22 protein-coding genes are annotated in these 22,966 nt (G+C 72.8%); 17 read left to right on the top strand and 5 right to left on the bottom strand.

Annotation, left to right across the window (positions count from 1 at the left end; translation table 11 throughout):
• The first annotated feature begins 166 nt into the window (after positions 1-166).
• Positions 167-1,327, top strand: coding sequence for a type VII secretion-associated serine protease mycosin (mycP, locus tag CCN72_RS27210; RefSeq protein WP_086810442.1), 1,161 nt, complete (start codon positions 167-169; stop codon positions 1,325-1,327).
• 56 nt (positions 1,328-1,383) lie between these two features.
• Complete coding sequence (locus CCN72_RS27215) at positions 1,384-2,115, top strand: SseB family protein (protein ID WP_086810470.1); 732 nt, start codon at positions 1,384-1,386, stop codon at positions 2,113-2,115.
• Between the two features lies 1 nt (position 2,116).
• On the opposite strand, the gene CCN72_RS27220 is transcribed toward CCN72_RS27215, so the two are convergent.
• Complete coding sequence (locus CCN72_RS27220; RefSeq protein WP_086810444.1) at positions 2,117-2,473, bottom strand: DUF1844 domain-containing protein; 357 nt, start codon at positions 2,471-2,473, stop codon at positions 2,117-2,119.
• Between the two features lie 382 nt (positions 2,474-2,855).
• Here CCN72_RS27220 and infC point away from each other — a divergent pair, with 382 nt between their 5' ends.
• The 10 genes from infC (at position 2,856) to CCN72_RS27275 (ending at position 13,770) form a co-directional block, all read left to right on the top strand.
• Positions 2,856-3,527, top strand: a complete 672-nt coding sequence (infC, locus tag CCN72_RS27230; protein ID WP_086810472.1) for a translation initiation factor IF-3 — start codon at positions 2,856-2,858, stop codon at positions 3,525-3,527.
• 114 nt (positions 3,528-3,641) lie between these two features.
• Positions 3,642-3,836 carry a 50S ribosomal protein L35 gene (gene rpmI / locus CCN72_RS27235; protein ID WP_004933563.1) on the top strand — a complete coding sequence of 65 codons (195 nt, stop codon included), beginning with the start codon at positions 3,642-3,644 and terminating at the stop codon, positions 3,834-3,836.
• 98 nt (positions 3,837-3,934) lie between these two features.
• Positions 3,935-4,318 carry a 50S ribosomal protein L20 gene (gene rplT, locus CCN72_RS27240; RefSeq protein WP_037651207.1) on the top strand — a complete coding sequence of 128 codons (384 nt, stop codon included), beginning with the start codon at positions 3,935-3,937 and terminating at the stop codon, positions 4,316-4,318.
• A gap of 203 nt (positions 4,319-4,521) precedes the next feature.
• Entirely contained in the window at positions 4,522-5,382 is an 861-nt protein-coding gene (locus CCN72_RS27245) for a TrmH family RNA methyltransferase (RefSeq protein WP_037651205.1), read from the top strand.
• A gap of 50 nt (positions 5,383-5,432) precedes the next feature.
• On the top strand, positions 5,433-6,563 hold the full coding sequence (locus CCN72_RS27250; RefSeq protein ID WP_085562457.1) for a sensor histidine kinase: 1,131 nt from the start codon (positions 5,433-5,435) through the stop codon (positions 6,561-6,563).
• Between the two features lie 131 nt (positions 6,564-6,694).
• A complete protein-coding gene (pheS, locus tag CCN72_RS27255; protein WP_085562458.1) occupies positions 6,695-7,816 on the top strand; it encodes a phenylalanine--tRNA ligase subunit alpha in 1,122 nt (373 codons plus the stop codon).
• Positions 7,816-10,332 (top strand): phenylalanine--tRNA ligase subunit beta, encoded by a 2,517-nt coding sequence (gene pheT / locus CCN72_RS27260; protein ID WP_086810448.1) that lies wholly within the window; start codon positions 7,816-7,818, stop codon positions 10,330-10,332. The genes pheS and pheT overlap by 1 nt, the downstream gene beginning before the upstream one ends.
• A 251-nt stretch (positions 10,333-10,583) precedes the next feature.
• Complete coding sequence (locus CCN72_RS27265; RefSeq protein ID WP_086810450.1) at positions 10,584-11,633, top strand: PP2C family protein-serine/threonine phosphatase; 1,050 nt, start codon at positions 10,584-10,586, stop codon at positions 11,631-11,633.
• Between the two features lie 194 nt (positions 11,634-11,827).
• On the top strand, positions 11,828-13,168 hold the full coding sequence (locus CCN72_RS27270; RefSeq protein WP_086810452.1) for an NsdA family TPR-like regulatory protein: 1,341 nt from the start codon (positions 11,828-11,830) through the stop codon (positions 13,166-13,168).
• Positions 13,169-13,233: 65 nt separating this feature from the next.
• The gene (locus tag CCN72_RS27275) at positions 13,234-13,770 is read left to right on the top strand and encodes an NUDIX hydrolase (RefSeq protein ID WP_182775240.1); all 537 of its coding nucleotides are present in this window, start codon (positions 13,234-13,236) and stop codon (positions 13,768-13,770) included.
• 26 nt (positions 13,771-13,796) lie between these two features.
• On the opposite strand, the gene CCN72_RS27280 is transcribed toward CCN72_RS27275, so the two are convergent.
• Positions 13,797-14,057, bottom strand: a complete 261-nt coding sequence (locus tag CCN72_RS27280; RefSeq protein ID WP_037651194.1) for a hypothetical protein — start codon at positions 14,055-14,057, stop codon at positions 13,797-13,799.
• 195 nt (positions 14,058-14,252) lie between these two features.
• Positions 14,253-15,113 carry a 3-hydroxybutyryl-CoA dehydrogenase gene (locus CCN72_RS27285; RefSeq protein WP_086810456.1) on the bottom strand — a complete coding sequence of 287 codons (861 nt, stop codon included), beginning with the start codon at positions 15,111-15,113 and terminating at the stop codon, positions 14,253-14,255.
• A gap of 173 nt (positions 15,114-15,286) precedes the next feature.
• Between CCN72_RS27285 and CCN72_RS27290 the strand changes: the two genes are divergently transcribed.
• A complete protein-coding gene (locus tag CCN72_RS27290) occupies positions 15,287-16,570 on the top strand; it encodes a glycoside hydrolase family 10-like protein (protein ID WP_086810458.1) in 1,284 nt (427 codons plus the stop codon).
• Positions 16,571-16,618: 48 nt separating this feature from the next.
• Here the strand turns inward: CCN72_RS27290 and CCN72_RS27295 are convergent, their stop codons facing one another.
• On the bottom strand, positions 16,619-16,816 hold the full coding sequence (locus CCN72_RS27295) for a DUF1918 domain-containing protein (RefSeq protein ID WP_037651188.1): 198 nt from the start codon (positions 16,814-16,816) through the stop codon (positions 16,619-16,621).
• 20 nt (positions 16,817-16,836) lie between these two features.
• Positions 16,837-17,751: a DMT family transporter gene (locus CCN72_RS27300; RefSeq protein WP_086810460.1), complete on the bottom strand. Its 915-nt coding sequence runs from the start codon at positions 17,749-17,751 to the stop codon at positions 16,837-16,839.
• Here CCN72_RS27300 and CCN72_RS27305 point away from each other — a divergent pair.
• From CCN72_RS27305 to CCN72_RS27320, 4 genes are all read left to right on the top strand, one after another.
• Positions 17,750-19,183, top strand: a complete 1,434-nt coding sequence (locus CCN72_RS27305) for an aminotransferase-like domain-containing protein (protein WP_208638111.1) — start codon at positions 17,750-17,752, stop codon at positions 19,181-19,183. The genes CCN72_RS27300 and CCN72_RS27305 overlap by 2 nt on opposite strands.
• Positions 19,184-19,266: 83 nt before the next feature.
• Entirely contained in the window at positions 19,267-19,710 is a 444-nt protein-coding gene (locus CCN72_RS27310) for a GNAT family N-acetyltransferase (RefSeq protein ID WP_086810464.1), read from the top strand.
• A gap of 73 nt (positions 19,711-19,783) precedes the next feature.
• Complete coding sequence (locus CCN72_RS27315) at positions 19,784-20,377, top strand: histidine phosphatase family protein (RefSeq protein ID WP_086810466.1); 594 nt, start codon at positions 19,784-19,786, stop codon at positions 20,375-20,377.
• Positions 20,378-20,611: 234 nt separating this feature from the next.
• A partial coding sequence (locus CCN72_RS27320; RefSeq protein ID WP_086810468.1) for a YfhO family protein occupies positions 20,612-22,966 on the top strand: 2,355 nt, incomplete at its 3' end.

Genomic DNA, 22,966 nt, shown 5'->3' on the forward strand with positions numbered 1-22,966 from the left:
GCGTGGACACCCCCCAGCCCGCCGCCGACGCCGTACGGGCCGGAGCCACCACCGCGCAGGCCCAGTCCGGTCTCGGCGACGAGGCCCGGGGATTGTCCGGACAGATAGCACAGCGGCTGCGCCGGACCGTCGGCTCCGCCGCCACGAACGCCACGAAGAGACCCTCATGAAGCGTGCCGCCGGGGCCGCGGCGAGCGTCCTGCTCGCCGGCGCCCTCACCCTGCTGCCCACCGCCGCCGCCCACGCCGACGGCATCCGCGCCCAGCAGTGGGGCCTGTCCGCCCTCCACCTCGACCAGGCCTGGCACACCACCAGGGGCCAGGGCGTCACCGTCGCCGTCCTCGACACCGGCGTCCAGGAGGACCACCCCGACCTGGTCGGCAATGTGCTGCCCGCCAAGGACATGATCGGCTTCGGCGCCCGGCCCGGCGACCGCACCTGGGGACGGCACGGCACCGCCATGGCCGGCATCATCGCCGGACACGGCCATGGACCCGGCGGCTCCGACGGCGTCATGGGCGTCGCCCCCGAGGCGAAGATCCTTCCCGTACGGGTGATCCTGGAGGACAGCGACCCCGCCCGCGCCAAGGCCCGCACCACCCGCGGCACCGCCCTCGCCGACGGCATCCGCTGGGCCGCCGACCACGGCGCCGACGTCATCAACCTCTCCCTCGGCGACGACTCCGCCTCCGCCCACCCCGAACCCGGCGAGGACGAGGCCGTGCAGTACGCCCTGAAGAAGGGCGTGGTCGTCGTCGCCTCCGCGGGCAACGGCGGCGACAAGGGCGACCACGTCTCCTACCCGGCCGCCTACCCCGGCGTCCTCGTGGCCACCGCCGTCGACCGCTACGGCACCCGCGCCGCCTTCTCCACCCGCCGCTGGTACGCCGCGGTCAGCGCGCCCGGCGTCGACGTTGTCATCGCCGACCCCGACCACAAGTACTACGAGGGCTGGGGCACCTCGGCCGCCTCCGCCTACGTCTCGGGGGTCGCCGCCCTGATCAAGTCGGCCCACCCGGGGCTGGGCCCGGCCCAGATCAAGACGCTCCTGGAGGACACCGCCGACGCCCCGCCGGCCGGCGGCCGCGACGACTCCCGGGGCTACGGCACGATCGACCCGGTGGCCGCCCTGGCCGCGGCCGACCGCCTCGAACCCGAGAAGCTGAGCCCGGCGTCGTACCCCCACGAGTACTTCGGCCCCGGCCCCGACGCGCCCCGGGCGACCGGATCCGCCGCCGACTGGGCGGCGCCCCTCGCGGGCAGTGTCGGCGGGGTGCTGCTGGTCGTGGGCGTGATCCTGTGGCGCGGCCGCAGACAGCCCTTCTGAGGCGGGCACCGGGCCGCCGCCGAGCCTTGCCGTTTCCCCCGATAGGGTCGGTGACCGTGGCGAACAAGAACATCCCCGACTCCGGTTACTCCGACGACGACGGCTCCGCCGACCCCCGGCTCGGTGCCGCGCTCGCCGCGTGGGCCGAGGACCGCACCGCCGTCGGACCGGTCCTCCAGGCGCTGAAGGGCGCCCGGCTGCTGGTGCCCGTCGTCGCCGTCCTCGGTGAGGTCGAGGAGGACGAGAACGGGCTGCGCCGCGAGAAGACCAGTGACATGGCCGTACCCACGCTCAAGGCCGGCGGCCGTACCGCGCTGCCCGCCTTCACCTCCACCGACTCCCTCGCCCGCTGGGACCCCGAGGCCCGCCCGGTCGCCGTACCCCTGCACCAGGCGCTCCAGGCCGCCGCGCACGAGAAGGCCGACACGGTGGTGCTGGACCTCGCGGGGCCGGTGCCGTTCGAGCTGACCGGGCCCGCGCTGCTCGCCCTCGCCGAGGGCCGCACCAGCACCGACCCGCTCGCCGACCCGGCCGTGGCCGAGGCCGTACGTACGGCGGTGGCGGCCGAGCCCGCCGTACGGCGCGCTCATCTGGTGCCCGGCCCGGCCGACGGCACCCTCGCCCTCGTCCTCGACCCGGCCGCGCCGCCCGCCGAGACCGCCCGGGCGATCGCCGGTCGGCTCGCCGCCGACGAAACACTGAGGGCCCGCCTGGTGCGCGGTCTCGACCTGGCACTGCTGCCGGCCGGGACGACGCCTCCGGGCGAGCCCCTGTACGTGAAGGAGTAGCTCAGCCGTAGATCGGGCCGGTGTACTTCTCGCCCGGTCCCTGGCCCGGCTCGTCCGGGACGATCGAGGCCTCGCGGAAGGCCAGCTGGAGCGACTTCAGACCGTCGCGCAGCGGGGCCGCGTGGAAGGAGCTGATCTCGGTCGCGCCGCCGTCCAGCAGACCGGCGAGGGCGGTGATCAGCTTGCGGGCCTCGTCCAGGTCCTTGAACGTGTCGCCCTCCTCGCTGAGACCGAGCTTCACGGCGGCGGCGCTCATCAGGTTGACGGCGACCGTCACGATCACCTCGACGGCGGGGACCTCGGCGATATCGCGGGTCATCGCGTCGAAGTCGGGGTTCTCGGCAGGGGTCTCACTCATGACCCACACCCTAAGCGGCCCGCCACCCTCCACGTGACGCCCGCCCGATTAGCCCTTGTCAAGCCATCCTGCTAATCTGGTGGGCGACCGGCCGGACGTAGGTCTGCACCTATCGCTCGGCCCACAAGTGGAGGCTCCGATCTCCCACCCGATCCGTCCCCCGGGACGGCGGGTCTCCGGTCAGGCGGCCGCCATCGTTCCGTACGGACGATGGAGTCGCCCGATTCGCGCCCCGCGTTCATCGCGGCGGTGCTCCGGTAGTCAGGAGCCCCGCCTGTGATCGTCCGGGGCATTTTTTGTGCTTCGGCGCGGTTGGTCGGACGAACACAGACGTTACGCGGCAGTCCGCCAGGCCGTCGCGTGGTGCTATCGAGGAGGATCCATCAGCGCCGAGCCCCGCATCAACGACCGGATTCGCGTTCCCGAGGTGCGACTTGTCGGTCCCAGTGGCGAGCAGGTCGGCATTGTGCCGCTCGCGAAGGCACTGGAGCTTGCGCAGGAGTACGACCTGGACCTGGTCGAGGTGGCGGCGACCGCCCGTCCGCCCGTGTGCAAGCTCATGGACTACGGGAAGTTCAAGTACGAGTCGGCCATGAAGGCCCGTGAGGCGCGCAAGAACCAGGCGCACACGGTCATCAAGGAGATGAAGCTCCGGCCGAAGATCGACCCGCACGACTATGACACCAAGAAGGGTCACGTCGTCCGGTTCCTCAAGCAGGGCGACAAGGTCAAGATCACGATCATGTTCCGTGGTCGCGAGCAGTCCCGGCCCGAGCTGGGCTACCGACTGCTCCAGCGCCTCGCGGAGGACGTCCAGGACCTCGGTTTCGTCGAGTCGAACCCGAAGCAGGACGGCCGAAACATGATCATGGTTCTCGGTCCGCACAAGAAGAAGACCGAGGCGATGGCCGAGGCCCGTCAGGCGCAGGAGGCCCGCAAGGCCGACGCGAAGGCGAACCCCGGCAAGTCGCAGAACGCGGCCGAGGCGTCGTCCGAGGAACCCGTCGAGGCTGTCGAGGCCGAGGCGTCGTCCGAGGAACCTGCCGAGGCGTGATCCCGGGGAGCCTCACGGCTCCCGAGGATGTAACCGAAACAAGAGCGACGCTCCACCGTGCCCGGTTTTCGCGACCGGGCACCGGAGCGCCACCGACGAGGAGAGAACGGCGCTATGCCGAAGAACAAGTCGCACAGCGGTGCCAGCAAGCGCTTCAAGGTCACCGGCTCCGGCAAGGTGCTCCGCGAGCGCGCCGGCAAGCGCCACCTGCTTGAGCACAAGTCGTCCCGCGTGACGCGCCGCCTCACCGGCAACGCCGAGATGGCCCCGGGCGACGCCGCGAAGATCAAGAAGCTTCTCGGCAAGTGACGCCGCGGCGCTCGACGAGCGCCGTGCGTCTGGACCGGGACCCAATCGTTTCCGGGTCGTGTGAGGACACCCACGACCCCGCTACAAGGAGTTAACAAGTGGCACGCGTCAAGCGGGCAGTCAACGCCCACAAGAAGCGCCGGGCGATCCTGGAGCAGGCCTCCGGCTACCGTGGTCAGCGTTCGCGCCTGTACCGCAAGGCCAAGGAGCAGGTCACCCACTCGCTGGTCTACAACTACAACGACCGCAAGAAGCGCAAGGGCGACTTCCGTCAGCTGTGGATCCAGCGCATCAACGCCGCTGCCCGCGCCAACGGCATGACCTACAACCGCTTCATCCAGGGTCTGAAGGCCGCGAACGTCGAGGTCGACCGCAAGATCCTGGCCGAGCTGGCCGTCAACGACGTGAACGCGTTCGCCGCGCTCGTCGAGGTCGCGCAGAAGGCGCTGCCGTCGGACGTCAACGCGCCCAAGGCCGCGTGACGCTGCGCTGAGCTTCAGCCGAAATAACACCGGGACCCGCAGGCTGTTGGCTTGCGGGTCTCGCTGTTGAGGTTCCCCGGCGCGTTTTCGGCTGCGGGTGCGTGGTGGTTGCTCGCGCCCACGCGGCGGAGCCGCAAATCAAGCACGGCCCCGCGTCCCTCAAGGGGCGCTGAAGCAGACGTTCTCTGGAAAGTGAAGAAAGCATGGCCCCTGCCGTCCCCGAGTTGATCTCTCCCCGTTCCGCCCGTGTCGCCGCCGCGCGGCGGCTCGCCAAGCGGAATTTCCGGGGGAAGGACCGGCTGTTCCTCGCGGAGGGGCCGCAGGCCGTGCGGGAGGCGGCGGCGCATCGGGACGGCGGGCAGGCGACGCTGGTCGAGCTGTTCGCCACGGTCGAGGCCGCGGAGCGGTACGCCGACATCGTCGGAGAGGCCCGCGCCGTCGGCGCCCGGGTGCATCTCGCCGCCGAGGACGTCATCGCCGACATCTCCACCACGGTCACCCCGCAGGGGCTCGTCGGCGTCTGCCGGTTCCTGGACACCCCGTTCGAGGACGTCCTCGCCGCCCGCCCCCGGCTGGTCGCCGTGCTCGCGCACGTCCGCGACCCCGGCAACGCGGGCACCGTGCTGCGCTGCGCGGACGCCGCGGGCGCCGAGGCGGTCGTCCTCACCGACGCCTCCGTGGACCTGTACAACCCCAAGGCCGTCCGCGCCTCCGTCGGCTCCCTCTTCCACCTCCCGGTCGCCGTCGGCGTCCCCGTGGAGGAGGCCATCGAGCGGCTCAAGGGCGCCGGAGTGCGCATCCTCGCCGCCGACGGCGCCGGCGACCGCGACCTGGACGAGGAGCTGGACAAGGGCACCATGGGCGGCCCCACCGCCTGGGTGTTCGGCAACGAGGCATGGGGGCTGCCGGAGGAGACCCGCGAGCTCGCCGACGCCGTCGTACGGGTGCCCATCCACGGCAAGGCCGAGAGCCTGAACCTGGCCACGGCCGCCGCCGTCTGCCTGTACGCCTCGGCTCGTGCGCAGCGCGCCCCCGGAGGGTGCCGTTCCGTCACCCAGAGCTAGTAGGGTGGCCAGCTCGGGGCCCTGCGCCGTATGAGAGGTGGGGTACGGGGATGAGTGTGGCCGGCACGAGCACCGGGCCGGAGGGACGGGACACACGGGGCGCACCCGCGTCCTCGTGCGGTGCGGGCGGGCTCGATCCCGACCAGCTCCCCGACGGACTGGTGGTCGCCGACGAGCGGGGACGCGTCGTCGGGTTCAACGCGGCCGCGGAGCGCATCACCGCCGTACCCGCCGCCGACGCCCTCGGGCAGCCGCTGGAGAAGGCGCTGCCGTTAGAGGACCTGGAGGGGCGCCGCTGGTGGCAGCTCACCGACCCCTACGGGGGCCTCTCCACCCGGACCCGGCAGCCCGAGCGCAATCTGCTGCTGCCCGGCGGCCGGGAGGTGCTCGTCACCGCCCGGTACGTCCGCACCGCGCCCCTCGGCCCCGTGCACCGTCTGATCATCTGCCTGCGGGACACCGAGGCCCGCCGCCGCACCGAGCGCAGCCACGCCGAGCTGATCGCCACCGTCGCCCATGAGCTGCGCTCCCCGCTGACCTCCGTCAAGGGTTTCACCGCCACGCTGCTCGCCAAGTGGGAGCGGTTCACCGACGACCAGAAGCGGCTGATGCTGGAGACCGTCGACGCGGACGCGGACCGGGTCACCCGGCTCATCGCCGAGCTGCTGGACATCTCCCGGATCGACTCGGGGCGCCTGGAGGTGCGCAGGCAGCCCGTCGACATAGGGGCCGCCGTCTCCCGCCACATCCAGGCGTACGTCGCCGCCGGGCAGAGCGCCGGGCGTTTCCTGCTGCGCATCGAGCAGCCGCTGCCCGATCTGTGGGCCGACCCCGACAAGATCGACCAGGTGCTCAGCAATCTGCTGGAAAATGCCGTGCGGCACGGCGAGGGAACCGTCACCATTGACATCACGCCCACGGCGTCCCCCCGCGAGGGCGAGGAGGCCGGCACATCGGTCACGGTGAGCGACGAAGGGCCCGGCATCCCGGAGGAGTCCATGAACCGCGTCTTCACCCGCTTCTGGCGGGGCAGCAAGCGCGGTGGCACCGGACTGGGGCTGTATATCGTCAAGGGCATCGTCGAGGCCCACGGCGGCACCATCACGGTCGGCCGCGCCCGCGGCGGCGGCGCCGAGTTCCGATTTACGTTGCCCGTGAGCGCCCCGGCGTATCTCGCCTAGCGGCCCACGGGCTCTTCGGACAGCTCCACCCCGTTAGACTCGGCCTTTGGCACCTTTGTGTCCTGCACACGGCCCTCGCGAGTCGAGTCGGTGACGGGGACCACCCGCCAGCAATCGGAAGCATGGAAGAGATGTCGGCACCCAATAAGTCGTACGACCCTGTCGAGGTCGAGGCGTTGAAACCGGAAGAGATCGAGCGCATGCGGGACGAGGCGTTCGCCGCCTTCGCCGCCGCGGACTCCCTCGACGCGCTGCACGAGGCCAAGGTCGCCCACACCGGCCCCGCGTCCGCGCTCTCGCTCGCCAACCGCGAGATCGGCGCCCTGCCCCCGCACGCCAAGGCCGAGGCCGGCAAGCGCGTCGGCATGGCCCGCGGCGCCGTCAACAAGGCCCTCGCCGCCCGCCAGACCGAGCTGGAGGCCGAGCGTGACGCCCGGGTGCTCGTCGAGGAGGACGTCGACGTCACGCTGCCGTACGACCGCGTCCCGGCCGGCGCCCGGCACCCGCTGACCACGCTGTCGGAGCGCATCGAGGACATCTTCGTGGCCATGGGCTACGAGGTCGCCGAGGGCCCGCAGGCCGAGGCCGAGTGGTTCAACTTCGACGCCCTGAACATCGGCCCGGACCACCCGGCCCGCGGTGAGGCCGACACGTTCTTCGTGCAGGGCCCGGACGGCGGCGCCGAGTCGGGTGTGGTCATGCGCACCCACACCTCGCCGGTGCAGATCCGCTCGCTGCTCGGCCGTGACCTGCCGGTCTATGTGATCTGCCCCGGTCGCGTCTACCGCACCGACGAGCTGGACGCCACGCACACGCCCGTCTTCCACCAGGTCGAGCTGCTCGCCGTGGACGAGGGCCTGACCATGGCCGACCTCAAGGGCACCCTGGACCACATGGTCCAGTCCCTGTTCGGCGCGGGCATGAAGACCCGGCTGCGCCCGAACTTCTTCCCCTTCACCGAGCCGAGCGCCGAGATGGACATGCTCTGCTACGTGTGCAAGGGCGAGTCCGTCGGCAACCCCGACCGTCCCTGCCGCACCTGCTCCAGCGAGGGCTGGATCGAGCTGGGCGGCTGCGGCATGGTCAATCCGCGGGTGCTCACCGCCTGCGGCGTCGACCCGGAGAAGTACAGCGGCTTCGCCTTCGGGTTCGGCATCGAGCGGATGCTGATGTTCCGCCACAACGTCGAAGACATGCGAGACATGGTCGAGGGTGACGTCCGGTTCACCCGGCCCTTCGGGATGGAGATCTGATGCGGGTCCCGCTTTCTTGGCTGCGGGAGTACGTCGACCTGCCGGCCACCGAGACCGGTCGTGACGTCCAGGCCAAGCTCATCTCCGCCGGTCTTGAGGTCGAGACCGTCGAGCAGCTCGGCGCCGACCTCAAGGGCCCCCTGGTCGTCGGCCAGGTGCTGACCATCGAGGAGCTGGAGGGCTTCAAGAAGCCGATCCGCTTCTGCACGGTCGACGTCGGCCAGGCCAACGGCACCGGTGAGCCCCAGGAGATCGTCTGCGGCGCCCGCAACTTCGCGGTCGGCGACAAGGTCGTCGTGGTGCTGCCCGGCGCCACCCTGCCCGGCGGCTTCTCCATCGCCGCCCGCAAGACGTACGGCCGGGTCTCGCACGGCATGATCTGCTCCAGCGACGAGCTGGGCATGGGCGAGGACAGCACCCACGGCATCATCGTGCTGCCGCCGGAGACCGAGGCGGGCAAGGACGCCATCGAGCTCCTGGAGCTGGTGGACGAGGTCCTGGACATCGCCGTCACCGCCAACCGCGGCGACTGCCTGTCCATCCGCGGTGTCGCCCGCGAGACCGCCATCGCCTACGGCCTGCCGCTGCGCGACCCCGCCCTGATCGACGTGCCCGCGCCCAACGCGTACGGCTACCCGGTCCAGGTCTCCGACCCGTTCGGCTGCGACCGCTTCACCGCGCGCACCGTCACCGGTCTGCGCCCCGAGGCCCGCTCCCCGCTCTGGCTCCAGCGCCGGCTCCAGAAGGTCGGCATGCGCCCGATCTCGCTGGCCGTCGACATCACCAACTACGTGATGATGGAGCTGGGCCAGCCGCTGCACGCCTACGACCGCTCCTCGGTCCAGGGCACCATCGGGGTGCGCCGCGCCCAGGAGGGCGAGAAGCTCGTCACCCTGGACGGCGTCGAGCGCACGCTGCACGCCGAGGACCTGGTCATCACCGACGAGCGGGGCCCCATCGGCCTCGCCGGTGTGATGGGCGGCGCCAACACCGAGATCGCCGACCACGGCGAGGACGCGGCGAACGCGACCACCGAGGTCGTCATCGAGGCGGCCCACTTCAACGCGATCTCCGTCGCGCGCACGGCCCGCCGCCACAAGCTGCTGTCCGAGGCCTCCCGCCGCTTCGAGCGCGGGGTGGACCCGGCCGCCGCGGCCGCCGCCGCACAGCGCACCGTGGACCTGCTGGTGCTGCTCGCGGGCGGTACCGCCGAGGCGGGCGTCACCGAGGTCATCGCGCCCTCCGCGCCGCACACCATCACCGTCCCGGCGGACCACCCGGACAAGGTCGCGGGTGTCACCTACGGCCGCGAGACCGTCGTACGCCGCCTCCAGGAGGTCGGCTGCGACGTCTACGGTCAGGACGAGCTGATCGTCACCGTGCCGTCCTGGCGGCCCGACCTGACGGACCCGAACGACCTCGCCGAAGAGGTCATCCGGCTGGAGGGCTACGAGAACCTGCCCGCCACGCTGCCCAAGCCCCCCGCGGGCCGCGGTCTGACCGCCCGCCAGCGGCTGCACCGCCGCATCGGCCGCGCGCTGGCCGGTGCCGGCTATGTCGAGGCGCTGAACTACCCGTTCCTCGGCGAGCAGGTCTTCGACCAGCTCGGTCTGGACGCGGGCGACCCGGTCCGCCGGGTGGTCAAGCTGGTCAATCCGCTCAGCGACGAGGAGCCCGCGCTCCGTACGACGCTGCTGCCGGGCCTGCTGGGCGCGCTGCGGCGCAACACCGGCCGCGGCGGGCACGACCTGGCCCTGTTCGAGACCGGTCTGGTCTTCCACCCGCGCGAGGAGCGCCGGGCCGCCGGGCATCTGCCGGTGGACCGGCGTCCCACCGACGAGGAGATCGCGCGGCTGAACGCCGCGCTGCCCGAGCAGCCCCGGCACGCCGCCGTCGTCCTCACGGGCGCCCGCGAGCAGGCCGGCTGGTGGGGCAAGGGCCGCCCGGCTGACTGGGCCGACGCCGTCGAGGCCGCGCGCACCGTGGCCCACGAGGCAGGCGCCGAACTCGTCGTGCGCAAGGGCCGGTACGGCCCCTGGCACCCGGGCCGCTGCGCCGAGCTGCTCGTCGTCGTGAACGGCGCCGAGCGGGCCGTGGGGCACGCGGGCGAGCTGCACCCGCGCGTCGTCAAGGCGCTGGGCCTGCCGGAGCGCACCTGCGCGATGGAACTGGACCTGGACGTCCTGGAGGAGGCCGGCGACGGCATCCCGATGGCGCCGAGCATCTCCTCCTTCCCGGTCGCCACGCAGGATGTCGCCCTCGTGGTCGACAAGCCGGTGCCGGCGGCCGAGGTCGAGGAGGCGCTGCGCGCCGGTGCCGGTGAACTGCTGGAGTCCATCCGGCTGTTCGACGTCTACGAGAACGCCGAGCAGCTGGGCGAGGGCCGTAAGTCGCTGGCGTACGCGCTGCGCTTCCGCGCCCCCGACCGGACGCTGACGGTGGACGAGGCGTCGGCGGCCCGGGACGCGGCCGTCGCCCTTGCGGGCGAGCGCACCGGAGCCGTGCTGCGCGGCTGACCGCCGAAGCGCGAGGGGCGCGCCCGGTCACGGACTTCCGTGGCCGGGCGCGTTTCCGTTCCGGCCGAAGGAACGTTTCTGACACACCGTCACCATCTGCATAAATGCACTCCCACCTGCGCTTTCTCACTCGTTCGAGTGGACATGCGAGGTGATCCAGTCCTCCCGGGCCACGCCGTCGACAGAATCGGACCGGCCTTTCGGGGTCGGTTCGTCCGCTCTGTCAGGGACTCTCCATGGGGGACAGAGGCATGATCCGCATCAAGGCACGGGCACCCACCGCGCGAGGCGTCGTGCTTCCCACCCTCTGGGGCGCGCTCGCGGTCGCCTACAAGTTCGGCTGCCCGCTCGCCACCCAGGAGCGGCTCGGCGCCCGTATCGCCGCCAGCGTCGTGTTCTTCGGCGTGGGCATCGGGCTGCTGGTCCATGTACGGCGCGCGCTGCTGCGGGAGTTGCGGCTCGCCCGGCGGGCGGCGCGGGTCGCGCAGGGCGTGGTGCTGCGGCCGCCGCCCCCGCGGCTGGACGGACTCGGTGTCGCCGCGGCCCAGTTGTCCGCCGACCGGGGCGCGAGCGTCGGCGGCGATCTGTACGAGGCCGTCGCCACCGAGCACGGGGTGCGGGTGGTGATGGGGGACGTGCGCGGGCACGGTCTGGACGCCCTCGGCACCGTCGCCGCCGTCCTCGGCAGCTTCCGCGAGGCCGCCCATGACGAGGCCCGGCTCGACGGCGTACTGCGCAGACTGGAGCGGGCACTGGCCCGGCATCTGCGCGAACGGGCCCGCGCCGAACACCCCTCGACCGGTGGCACCGCCGACCTCGACCACCCCGTCGCCGAGGAGTTCGTCACCGTCCTGCTCCTGGAGATCGGCCGGGACGGCGCGCTCGGCGTCCTCAACTGCGGGCATCCCTGGCCGTATCGGCTCACCGGCACCGCCGTCGAGCCCCTGACCCGCGCCGAACCGCTGCCCCCGCTGGGCCCGTTCCCGCTCCCCGCGGACCTCGCCCCGCACCGCTGCGAGCCGTTGCGGCCCGCCGAGTCGCTGGTGTTGTTCACCGACGGCGCCGAGGACGCCCGGGACGCCCGGGGCCGGTTCTTCGCCCTGCCCGACGCGCTGCGCACTGCCGTACGGGACCAACCGGCCTCACCCCAGCGGGTGTTGCGGACCGTCTTCACCGCGCTGCTGCGGCACACCGGGGGCACCCCCACCGACGACGTGGCCCTGCTGGTACTGCGCGATGAGCGGGGGCCGGCGCCGAGGGCGCGGGAGCCGGCCCGGCCGGCCACCACCACACACGGCTGAGGGTTCCCGCCAGGCCACCGCTGTAGGAGGGGGAGCCGGTGACCTGGCGGGCCTCTTGAGGAGGACCACCAGTGAACCGGCCCGGCCACGCTCCGCGACAGCGCGCGCACGCCCCGGATGCGGGCATTCCCTTCACACCCCGTGTGAAGGCAGGGCCACTACGCTGACGGCATCAGGCACTCGGGGGTCATCCCATGCAGCCCAACACGCTCCTTGACGCCATCCTGGACGAGGCGGGGATCTCGCACGCCGGTCTCGCCGCCCATGTGAACCAGGCGGGGCGCCGTCGGGGCCTCGCGCTCCGCTATGAACACACCGCCGTGGCGCGGTGGTTGAAGGGCCAGCGGCCACGCGGTCAGGTGCCCGACCTGATCTGCGAGGTACTGGCCGCCCGGCTGCACCGCCCCGTCACCCTGGACGACATCGGTCTCGGCGTGCCCGGCCGGCCCGGCACCACCTCCACCGGCACCCTGTCCGGCTTCGTGGAGCGGGCCACCGCCCTGTGGCGCTCCGACGAACAGCAGCGCCCCCATGTGCTGGGCGCCCCGGCCGTCACCGGCACCCCCGCCGTGATGCCCGTATGGGAGTGGGAGAACCCGCCGGAGGACACCGATGTGTCCCGGGGCGGCAGACACCGGGTCACGGCGGCCGACATCGAGACGCTGCGCGCGGCCCGTGCCCACTACGAGCAGATGTACCGCAAGGCCGGCGGCATCGCGACCCGCGCCCGGATCGTCGGCTTCCTCAACGCCGAGGCGGCACCCCTGCTGCGCGGCAGCTACACCGACGCCACCGGCCGCCAACTGCACCGCGCCACCGGCGGGTTGGTCGCCGTCGCCGGGATCTGCGCCTACGACTCCGACGCGCACGGACTCGCCCAGCGCTACTTCCACCAGGCGCTGCGCCTGGCGAAGGCCAGCGGGGACAGGGGACTTGGCGCCTATGTCATAGCGCTGCTGGTCAACCAGTCCCTGTTCATGCGGGAGTTCCGGCAGGCGGTGGCCTTCGCGGAGGCCGCGCTGCGCACCGCGGGACGGCACATCACCCCCGCGCTCGCCTCCGATCTGTACGCGATGCAGGCCAAGGCGTACGCGCATCTGGGCGACGCGGGCAGCGCGCTCGCTTGCATCCGGCGGGCGGAGAGCGCGGCCGAACGCATCCGGCGCGGCCATGAACCCGACGAGACCGGCTATGTGCAGCCCGGCCTGGTCAATGTGCAGGTCGCCGAGGCGCTGCTCAGCCTGGGTGAACTCGCCGCCGCCCGGGAGCACGCGGCGGCCGCCGTGGACAACCCGGCCCACGACCGGGGCCGGGTGCACCGGCTGGCCATGCTCAGCACCATCGAACTGCGCCAGGGCAACGCGGAGAAGGCCGTGGTCACCGCCGTGCAGATGGCCGAGCAGGCGCGTGGCATGGAGTCCCAGCGGCTGCGCGACCGGCTGCGCGCGGTGCGCGAACATCTGGCGCGCTGCGGGTCGCCCGGCACCACCGAGGCCGCCGAACTCATCGACGGAGCGCTGCGCGTGCCCCTGTAGACGCCCTGTGGGCGCACGGCCGCTGCTGCGATATTGCCACCTACCCCCCGAAAGGTGGCAGAACCGTGCAGTGGACGAAACAGAACGAACAACCCGTGTATGAAAACCGCTGGTTCAGCGTCAAACTCGCAGATGTCGAGCTGCCCGACGGCCGGCATCTGGACCACTTCCTCATCCGGATGCGCCCGGTGGCCGTCGCCACGGTCGTCAACGAGGCCAACGAGGTCCTGCTGCTGTGGCGGCACCGCTTCATCACCGACAGCTGGGGCTGGGAACTGCCCGCGGGCGTCGTCGAGGACGGCGAGGACATCGCGAGCGCGGCCGCCAGGGAACTGGAGGAGGAGACCGGCTGGCGGCCGGGGCCCCTGCACCACCTGATGACGGTGGAGCCGTCCAACGGCCTCACCGACGCCCGGCACCACATCTACTGGTCCGACCGGGGCGAGTACCTCGGGCACCCCGTGGACGACTTCGAGTCGGACCGCCGGGAGTGGGTGCCCCTCAAGCTCGTCCCCGACCTGATCGCCCGTGGGGAGGTCCCGGCCGCCAACATGGCGGCCGCGTTACTGCTGCTGCATCACCTCAGGCTCGCCGAGGGCTGACGCGCCGAGGGCCGTCCGGCCGAGGGCTAATGGGCGCGCAGGGCCGACCAGACGGTCACCACGAGCGCGCCGAGCGCGGTCAGCGCGGCGAGCGAGGGCAGCGGCCAGCGCGTGTGCTCCAGCGAGACCATACGGGAGTTCAGCTCGTCCAGCTCCTTGGCGGTCTCCTCGGTACGGTGACCGAGCAGGGCGAGTCCGCCCTCGACCCGGGCGTAGGCCACGTCCAGTCGGCGCCGTAACTCTGCGAGTTCTCCATGGACCACGGGATGCTCCGGATCGCCGGTCAAGGGTCCACTCCTTTCCGTAGTCGAACGGGGGGTTCCGCACCCCCTTGCATGCGCATGAAGAGTGAACTCGCCTGGTGGTCGCGTGGGGAGCGTGTGCGATGCGCCTCTGCGGGCCCGGCGCGCACACGGTGTGTGAAACGGCTGTGCCCGGCACCGAATCCGGTGCCGGGCACATCTGTTGGTAGCTGAGCGTGATCAGCCGTAGGTGTAGAAGCCCGAGCCCGTCTTGCGGCCCAGGCGGCCCGCCTCGACCATGCGCTGGAGCAGCGGGGGAGCGGCGTACAGCGGCTCCTTGTACTCGGCGTACATCGAGTTGGCGATGGAGACGATGGTGTCCAGGCCGATCAGGTCGGACAGCTTCAGCGGGCCCATCGGGTGGGCGCAGCCCATCTCCATGCCGTTGTCGATGTCCTCGCGGGCGGCGATGCCCGACTCGAACATCCGGATCGCGGAGAGCAGATAGGGCACGAGCAGCGCGTTCACCACGAAGCCCGAGCGGTCCTGGGCGCGGATGGCGTGCTTGCCGAGCGCCTTCTCGGCGAACGCCTGGGCGCGGCTGAGGGTGCCCTCGGAGGTGGTGAGCGCGGGGATCAGCTCGACCAGCTTCTGCACCGGGGCCGGGTTGAAGAAGTGGATGCCGACGACATGGTCCGGGCGCGAGGTGGCGACCGCGAGCTTCACCAGCGGGATGGAGGAGGTGTTGGAGGCCAGGATCGCGTCCGGCCGGGTCACCACCTGGTCGAGGACCTGGAAGATCTCGGTCTTCACGGCCTCGCTCTCCACGACCGCCTCGATCACGAGGTCGCGGTCGGCGAACTTGCCGAGGTCCGTGGTGAAGCTGAGCCGCGCCTGGGTGGCGTCCCGCTCCGCCACGGAGATCTTGCCGCGCTCGGCCGCCTTGGACAGGGAGTTGTGCAGCCGGGTACGGCCGATCTCCAGGGCCTCGCCGGTGGTCTCGGCGACCTTCACGTCCAGGCCCGCGCGGGCGCACACCTCGGCGATGCCCGCGCCCATCTGGCCGCAGCCCACGACTCCGACGCGCTCGATGTCGGTCACATCGTCCCCTTCGCTGTTCTCCGGCTTGGCTGGCAGACCTCCGGGTTTCGGCGCCTGCTCCGATCGTGCACGTTACCGCGAAGTATCGATGATCGATCGTCTGGGTGCGGGCATTCTTGGCCACGGAGACCATCCGTGACCGAGCGGATCCGGAACGTCAAGGAAAGTGGCCGATGGAACCCATCTCACGCCGAGCCTTCGCCCTGGGGACGCTGTCGGCGCTGACCACGACGGGATGCGGTGCGGCGACGAGAGGGGCCGCGGAGATCAAGCCGCCGGTCAGGAAGACCGGGGCCGAGGGCGCCACCGGCCTCCGCGCGGCCACCGAGATGCGGGGCGTGTGGCTGGCGACCGTCGAGAACCGGGACTGGCCCTCCCGCCCCGGCCTGACCGCCGCCGCACAGCAGAAGGAGCTGATCGCCCACCTCGACCGGGCGGTCCGCAACCGGCTGAACACCGTGCTGCTCCAGGTGCGGCCCACCGCCGACGCGCTGTGGCCCTCGCCGTACGAGCCCTGGTCCCGGTTCCTCACCGGCACCCAGGGCCGCGACCCCGGCTGGGACCCGCTGGGCACCGCCGTGCGCGAGGCCCACGCCCGGGGACTCCAGCTGCACGCCTGGTTCAACCCGTACCGGATCGCGAACCACACCGACCCGGGCCTCCTCGCCGCCACCCACCCGGCGCGTGTGCACCCCGACTGGGCGGTGCCGTACGGCGGGAAGCTCTACTACAACCCGGGCCTGCCCGAGGTACGCGCCTTCGTCCAGCGGGCGATGCTCGACGCGGTCGCCCGCTACCCCGTCGACGCGGTCCACTTCGACGACTACTTCTACCCCTATCCCGAGGACGGGGAGAGCTTCGCGGACGACGACGCGTACCAGCGCCACCGCGGCGCCTTCACCGACCGGGCCGACTGGCGCAGGAACAACATCGACCTGCTGGTCCAGGAGATGGCGGCGGGCATCAAACGGGTCCGGCCCGCCGCCCGGTTCGGGATCAGCCCCTTCGGGGTGTGGCGCAACGCGTCGACCGACCCGCGCGGCTCCGACACGGACGCGGGCGCGCAGACGTACGACGACCTGTACGCCGACACCCGTACCTGGGTCCGGGAGAACCGGATCGACTACATCGCGCCCCAGCTGTACTGGGAGATCGGCGCGAGCGGCGCGGACTACGCGACGCTGCTGGACTGGTGGGCGCGGACCGCCGAGGGCACCGGGACACGGCTCTACATCGGCGAGGCCCTGTACCGGGCCGGGGCGTCCGGCGCGGACGGGCGCCCCGCCGCCTGGCAGGACCCGGCGGAGCTGACCCGGCACCTCACCCTCGCCGCCCGCCGTCCGCAGGTGGGCGGGCACATCTTCTTCGCCGCGCAGGACGTGGCGGACGATCCGATCGGGGCGATGCGCCGCGTGGTCGCGGACCACTACGCGCAACCGGCGAGCCCGCCCCGCTGAACCGGCGCAGGCGCCGGCGGCGTCGGAGGCACCGGTGGACCCCGGTGCCTACCGCTGCCCGTCCTCCTTGTGCTTGACCTGGCAGTCGGGCCCCGGCGACATGATCGCCTCGTGCCCGTCCGTGAACCGGACCCGGTAGGGCGGATTGCCCTCCTGACCCATCACTTCGACGACTTCGGACTCCTGGTCGTGTTGGCCGACCACCCTGCCGTGCTGGACAAGCCGGTCGCCCTTGGATGCGCGCATCTCCAGGCCCTCCTCAACGATCACGACCGCTGGGTGACGGCGATGCACACGAGCACGGCGACGGCGGTCAGGGGAGCGGCCGCCGTGAAGTGTTCGCCCAGCAGCAGCGCCGACCACACCAGTGTGAGCAGGGGCTGAGCCAACTGCAACTGGCTCGCCCTGGGCACCCCGATGGCCGCCATCCCCCGGTACCAGACGACCAGTCCGAGGAACTGCGAACCCAGCGCCACCCAGAGCAGCCCGGCGATCCCGTGCGCGGTCACCCGGTACGGCTCCTGCGACAGCGCCAGCGCGGCGGCCGGCAGCGTCAGCGGCAGGCACAGCACCAGCGCCCAGCCGATGACCTGCCAGCCCGGCATCTCCCGGGCCAGCCGCCCGCCCTCGGTGTACCCGGCGGCGCACACCAGCAGGGCCGCGAACAGATAGCCGTCGGCCGCGGTGAGAGCGCCCCCGCTCTGCACCACCGTGAACGTGAGCACCGCCACCGCGCCCGCCACCGCCGCGATCCAGAACCGGCGGGAGGGGCGGTGGCCGGTGCGCAGTGCCGAGCAGACGGCCGTGGTCAGCGGGAGCAGGCCCACCACGACGGCGGCGTGCGCGGTGGTGGAGGTGCGCAACGCCAGCGTGGTCAGCGTCGGGAAGCCGAGGACCACGCCGAGCGCCACGACGGCGAGGCCGCGCAGGTGGCGCCGCTCGGGCGGCCGTACCTTCAGGGCCAGCAGGGCGCCGCCCGCGACCAGCGCGGCCAGGGCGCTGCGCACGGTCACCAGCGTCCAGGGGCCGAAGCCCTCCAGGCCCCAGGCGGTGGCCGGGAAGGTGAGGGAGAAGGCGGCGACGCCGAGGGCGGCGAGCGCGGTGCCGAACGTCCGGCGCTCCGGCCGGGAAGCGGTGACCGCTATCGGTCCGGCATCAGTAGCGCTACTCTGTGTCTTCATGCAAGAGCGTAGCAGTGTGGGTGAACTGGCGGAACAGCTGCGAAGGGAGCTGAACCGCTACTCACCAGATGGGAAGCTGCCGTCGAGTCGGGCGCTGGTCGAACGGTTCCGGGTGAGCCCGGTGACCGTCTCGCGGGCGCTCGCCCAGCTGGCCGCCGAGGGGCTGGTCGTCACCCGGCCCGGCGCGGGCGCCTTCCGGGCCCGGCCGCGCACCCCCGAGGCACCGGCCGGGGACACCTCCTGGCAGGAGGTCGCGCTGAGCGCCGACGGCGCCGCCGACCTCGTACCGCGCACGGTGGACGCCACCGGGGTCACCGTCTCGCTCGCGGCCCCGCCGCCCGGGGTGCTGGAGTTCAACGGCGGCTATCCGCACCCCTCGCTCCAGCCCGAGCGGGCCATGGCGGCGGCGCTCGCCCGCGCGGGGCGGCGGCCCGGCGCCTGGGGACGGCCGCCGCTTGAGGGGCTGCCGGAGCTGCGCGAGTGGTTCGCGCGGGAGATCGGCGGCGCGGTCACCGCGGCCGGGGTGCTGATCGCGGCGGGCGGTCAGTCCGCGCTGGCCACCGCCCTGCGCGCGCTCGCCCCGCCCGGCGCCCCGGTGCTGGTCGAGTCGCCCACCTACCCCGGCATGCTGGCCCTCGCCCGCGCGGGCGGACTGCGCCCCGTCCCGGTGCCGGTGGACCGCGACGGGGTACGGCCCGAGCTGCTCGCGGACGCCTTCCGGGCCACCGGCGCCCGGGTGTTCGTCTGCCAGCCCCTCTTCCAGAACCCGACCGGCGCGGTCCTCGCCCCCGGCCGGCGCGCCGAGGTGCTGGGCATCGCCCGCGCGGCCGGCGCCTTCGTGGTGGAGGACGACTTCGTACGGCGCCTGGTGCACGCCGACGCGGGTCCGCTGCCCCGCCCGCTGGCCGCCGACGACCCGGACGGTGTGGTGGTGCACGTCGGTTCGCTGACCAAGGCGACCTCGCCCAGCTTCCGGGTGAGCGCGCTCGCCGCGCACGGCCCGGTGCTCGAACGGCTGCGCGCCATCCAGGTGGTGGACTCCTTCTTCGTGCCCCGCCCGCTCCAGGAAGCCGCCCTCGAACTGGTCGGCTCACCTGCCTGGCCCCGCCATCTGCGCACCCTGTCGGGGGAGTTGAAGGAACGCCGGGACGCCATGACGGGCGCGCTCGCGCTGCGGCTGCCCGAACTCGCCCTGCCGCACATCCCGTTCGGCGGCTACCACCTGTGGGCCAGGCTGCCGGAGGGCACCGACGACGACGCGTTCAGCGCCGCCGCCCTGCGCGCGGGCGTGGCTCTCACCCCCGGCCGCCCCTACTTCAGTGCCGAACCACCGGCGTCCTATGTCCGGTTGAGCTTCGCGGCGGTGGCGGGCCTCGGGGAGATCTCGGAGGGGGTACGGCGGCTGCGGGCGGCGTGCGACGAGGTGCTGTAGAGGTCGGCACACGGGGAGTGACCGGGCGTCGTACGGGAGTTAACGGCTCGCCCCGGTGCCCGGCGACCTGCGACGATCGCGGGATGAGTGACGCATCCCGGCTCCGGCTCCCCGACGGCTACGAGTTCTCCACCGACACCGCCCGCGTCGATGTCGACCTGGTCCACCGCTGGCTGTCGACCGACGCCTACTGGGCGGGCGGCCGCACCCGCGAGAAGCACGAGGAGGCCATGGCGTCCTCGATCAACTTCGGGGTCTACGACACGGCCTCCGGCGCACAGGTCGCCTATGCGCGCGGGGTCACCGACCGGGCGCTGTTCGCCTGGCTCGCCGATGTGTACGTCGACCGCTCGGTGCGCGGCAAGGGCGTGGGCACCGCCTTCGTCGCCGGTGTCCGCGACCACCTCGCGTCCTTCGGCGTCCGCCGCATCCTGCTCGCCACCGCGGACGCGCACGGGGTCTACGAGCGGCTGGGCTTCACACCGCTGGAAGACCCCGGGACCTGGATGATCCACCGCTTCGAGTGAGCGGGCGCTCACCGCCGGTACATCACCGGCGGAAAACCTTGACCTGTGCCCGTCACGGCCGCACCATCACCGCATGCCACTGAGGGTGACGTTCGTCGCCGCCGCGCGGAGTGCGCCGCTGCTCGCGGAGCGGTTCGACGACGAGCGGCCGCTGGACCAGGCCGGCTGGGACGAGGTACGGCGCGCCGCCGACGACCTGGTGCCGCTGGCCGCCGCCGAGCTGCGCTACTGCTCGCCGACCCCGCGCAGCCGCGCCACCGGCGACGCCCTGGGCTATGCCCCGCTGGCCCAGCTCGCGCTGCGGGACTGCGACATGGGGCGCTGGCGCGGGCTGACGCTGGGCGAGGCGATGGCCCGGGAACCGGCGGCGGTGGACGCCTGGCTCGCCGACCCGCGCGCCACCCCGCACGGCGGCGAGTCCCTGCTCGCCTTCATCTCCCGGGCCGGCGGCTGGCTGGACACCCGCCCCGCCGACGACGGCGCCCGGATCGTCGCGGTGGCCGAGCCCGCGGTGATCCGCGCGGCCCTCGTCTACGCCCTGAAGGCCCCGCCCGCCACCTACTGGAACCTCGACATCCGCCCCCTGTCGACCACCACCCTCACCGGCCACCGGGGCCGCTGGAACCTCCGCTTCGAGAGCCCGGCCGTACGGGCACCCCAGCTCTAGGGACACTCCCGGGGTTCCGCGCCTATGCGGCCCGTAAAAGCACGTCACCTTGAAAACACCTGTGAATAACGTGCAGGAAAGGTCGAGTTTCCCGGCCGGACATCACGTCCCTTAATTTCTGGTGAGGTTCGCTGTAAAACGCATCAACTTCCGTTGAGGGCACAACCGATCGGAATGCTGTCCCGTCTAGGTTGGCGAAATCCAAGGTGAATTCACTGGAGGGTCTGCCGGCCGATGGAACGTACGACCGTGCCGGGTGCGACGTGCCGGGCCGCCGCGGCGCTCGCCGCCCTCGTGGCGGGCGTGGCACTGTGTGCCGGTGATCTGCTGGCCCGCGACTTTCCCTTCGGCTCCCGCACCCGCAGCGTCAATGACCTGGGCAATCAGTACGTGCCCCTGCACGCCCACCTCTGGGACCTGCTGCACGGCAGGGCGGACGGCGGACTGCTGGTCAACTGGCAGTCCGGGTACGGCTCCAGCTTCCTGCCGGACTTCGGCACCTATCTCTCCAGCCCGTTCGCACCGCTGGTCGCGCTCTTCCCGCGCGACCGGATCGACCTCGCGGTGTACGCGATCACCGTCCTGAAGATCGCGAGCGCCGCGGCCGCGATGGCCTGGCTGCTGCTCCGGCTGCGGCCCGGCCGCCGGTGGGCGGCGGCGCTGCTCGGAGCGTCGTACGCGCTGTGCGGCTGGACGCTCGCCGCCGACTACAACCCGATGTGGCTCGACGGGCTGATCGCGCTGCCGCTGCTCTGCCTGGTCGGCGAGTGGGCCCTGGCCGGCCGGCGCCCGGTCCTCGGGGTGCTGATCGTCGCGCTCGCCTGGAGCGCCAACTTCTACACCGCCTACATGGCCACCCTCGGCGCCGGACTCGTGCTGCTGGTACGGCTGTCGCTCGCCGCCCCACCGCGCCGGCAGGCCCTGGCCGCCGCCGGCCGTGCCGTGCTCACCGTCGTCCTCGGCATGGGCCTCGCCGCCCCGCTGCTCGCGGTCGTCTACCTGGGCACCGAGCACGCCTACCCGGGCCGCCTCGCCCGGTTCCACCCGGTCCCGGCCGAGAGCCTGCCGGCCCGGCTGCTCCCGGCGACGTACGACTACAGTTCCCCGGCGCTCTACGTCGGCACCACCGCCCTGCTCCTCGCCCTCGCCCTGCCCTTCCACCGGGCCGTCCCCGGCCGGGTCCGCGCGGGATGGACCGCGCTGGTGCTCCTGGTGGCCCTTTCCCTGCAATGGGCGCCCACCAGCCTGGCCTGGCACGCCTTCGCCGTCCCGCAGGGCAGCTCCTACCGGCAGAGCTTCGTGCTGTGCGGGCTGCTGGTCATCGCCGCCTGGCACGCGCTGTCGTACGGCCCCCCGGGGCTGCCCGCCCTCGGTGCGGCCGGGGCCCTGCTCGCCCTGTTCACCGTCGCCGCGAGCCGCACGAACCTGGTCCACGCGCACACCTGGCCCGTGCTGCTGCTCGGCGTCGCCGGGGCGCTCACCGGGCTCCTCCTGCTGCGCCGCAGCGGTCAGCGCGGTCAGCGCGGACAGCCCGGTCAGCGCGGCCGGCTCGCCGTACTGGCCGTGCTGGTGCTGCTCGGCGCGCAGACGGGGGAGAGCGCCGCCAGTGCCGCCGTGGCGAGCGGGCTGCGCCTCAAGCATCTGGACGACTACGCGCCCTGGGGCGAGCGGCAGCGGCTCCAGGCCGCCGCGATCGCCCGCGCCGACGGCTGGCCCCGCTACCGCACCGACCCCGGCCGCGAACAGACCGTCGCCAACGACCCGTTGGCGGTCGGCGGACAGGGCGCCGCCTACTACAGCAGCCTGACCTCCGACGTCCTGACCCGCACCCTCACCGCCCTCGGCGGCGGCTGGACCTCGGGCGGCCGGGGCGTGCAGAGCCTCGACAACGCCGTCACGGACGTGCTCTTCTCCGTCGGCGCCCGGGTGCACAGCCCGCCCGACCCGCACCAGACCCGGCTGCCCGAGGACACCGCCGCGCCGACCGTCACCCGGCGGGACGTGCCGCCCCTGGTGACCGTGCGGGCCCGCCCCGACCAGGCCGCCTTCGGCTCCTCGCCGTACCGCAACCAGGAACTGCTGCTCGGCAGCCGCGTCTACGCCGTGCCCCGGATCATCGTGCGGGGCGACGACGGAACTCCGTTGCCCGGCCGCCGAGTTGGCTCCGGGAACGCGCTGACCGGTCCGTCCGTCAGCGCCCGCTGCCCGGCCGGCACCCAGGTGTACCTGGCCGCCCCGCACTTCTCCGGCACCGCCCGGCTCGCCGGGGGCACGGAGAGCGCCGTCCCGTTCCACTACGACCAAGGGCGCGCCCTGGCCGCCATGGAGCCGCTGGGCCGCGCCCCCGCCTCCGGCCGGGTACGGATCGACCTGGTCCCCGACCGGCCCGGCCGCATCCCGTCCGGCGCCGTCGGCTGCCTGGACACCGCCCGGCTGAGCACCGCCGCCGCCCGCCTCAAGGCCACCGGCGCCACCTCGGTCACCGTCTCCGACGGCACCGTACGCGCCCGACTCCCCGTGGGGAGCAAGGGACTTGCCGTCCTCGCCGCGCCCCGCATCGCCGGCTGGCGCTGCGCCGCGGGGGACGGC

The organism is Streptomyces murinus (assembly GCF_002154555.1).
GTDB lineage: Bacteria > Actinomycetota > Actinomycetes > Streptomycetales > Streptomycetaceae > Streptomyces > Streptomyces murinus.